At 52.0% G+C, this 1,789-nt stretch carries 1 protein-coding gene; it reads left to right on the forward strand.

Annotated elements, in window-relative coordinates; genetic code table 11:
• A partial coding sequence (locus tag CWC11_RS18440; RefSeq protein WP_171038451.1) for an Ig-like domain-containing protein occupies positions 1 to 1,789 on the forward strand: 1,789 nt, incomplete at both ends.

A 1,789-nucleotide genomic window follows, 5' to 3' on the forward strand; every position in this document is an offset into this window, starting at 1 on the left:
ACAGGCACCAGTGATGCACCAAACAGCACCATCTCGGTGACGTTTACTGATGCAGCAAACGCCACTCAAAGCATTGATGTACAAACCGATGCTAATGGTAACTGGAGCGCGACACCAACGACTGATTTAGCCGAAGGGAGTTACAGCGTCAGCGCCAGCATCACCGATGATGCAGGTAACACAGGCACCGGCACTGACAGCGGCGAAGTAGACGTAACTCCACCGGCACTTGCCTTTACGCCAACGTTTGAACTTGGTTTATTGGTTACCTTAAGTGGTACGTCTGACTTGCCAGCAGGCAGTGAAATTACTATTACGGAGCAACTTGTTAATGGGGGAATTGGTGCAACATATACCACTACAACGGATGCAGATGGCAACTGGTCATTAGTCGGATTAGATGTATCATTGCTGGATGTTGGCTCAGTGATCGCCACAGCCACCGATGCAGCCGGTAATACCCGTACAATTAGCTCAGACGACTTTGATAACACACCGCCAACACTCACGGTTGATGTTGACGCACAAAGCGATAGCAACACGCCAATCATAAGCGGCACAAGTGACGCAGGTGAGGGTGCGCAAGTGACCATAGTGGTTACTGATAGCGACGGCAACCCACAAACCATCACTGCGCTTGTTGATGCGGATGGTAATTGGAGTGCCACTCCAACCACACCATTAAGTGAAGGTGAAAGCACGATTGAAGTGAGCGTACGCGATAGCGTAGGCAACGAAACCACCGTGAGTGAAACCACGACTATCGACACGCAAGCGCCAACGCTCACCATTCAAACCGTGGGCGATGTTAGTGATTTAACACCCGAGCTGCAGGGCACCAGTAATGAAATTGGTGGCACCGTAACACTCACTATCACCGACAGCGACGGCATAGTGCAAACCATTACCACCACCGTTGAAAGTGATGGCCACTGGAACATTGAAATCCCAAGTGCGCTTGCGCAAGGTGATTTTAGCGTTGTTGCCAGTATTACGGATGCGGCAGGCAACGAGAGCACAGCAAACAGCAGTGGTAATGTGGATACTATTACGCCAATCGTCACCGTGGATGCACTGGGCCTTGGCAACGACAGCACGCCAGTTGTTAGTGGTACCTCAACAGAGCCTGAAGGCACCGTTGTAAACATTGTTATTACCGACAGTAATGGTGATGAGCACCCAATCACCGCCACCGTGGATGCAAACGGTGAATGGCAAGCAACCAGCCCTGAATTACCGGATGGAAGCTACAGCGTGCAAGCCAGCATTACCGATGCAGCAGGCAATACCGGAGGCGCCGTGCAAGCGGGCACCATTGATAGCCTCGCGCCAACACTTGTGCTCGATACTGTGGGCGCGACCAACGACAGCACCCCGACAATCAGCGGAAGCACCAATGCGCCAGCGGGCACAGTGATAAACATCAGCGTCAGCGATGGCACCACAACCGAAACCTTCACTGCCACAGTACAAGCTGATGGCAGCTGGTCAGCGGATGTGCCGAATGCCTTAAGCGATGGTGAGCTCACCATTGAAGCAAGCGTAAGCGACAACGCCGGTAACACCACCACATTAAGTGAAACCGCGACACTGAACACCACTGCGCCAAGCATTAGCATTAATGCCTTGGTTGATACCAACGACACCACGCCAACCATCAATGGGACAAGCGATGCAGCAGATGGCACTACCATTAGCTTAACGTTTGAAGACAGTGCAGGGAATATTACGACTGTTGATACGACCCTAACTGCTGGCGTATGGAGCGTTGATGCCCCAGCTGATTTAG

Origin of the sequence: Pseudoalteromonas sp. S3178, from assembly GCF_005886985.1 — a bacterium.
GTDB classification, from domain to species: Bacteria; Pseudomonadota; Gammaproteobacteria; order Enterobacterales; family Alteromonadaceae; genus Pseudoalteromonas; species Pseudoalteromonas carrageenovora.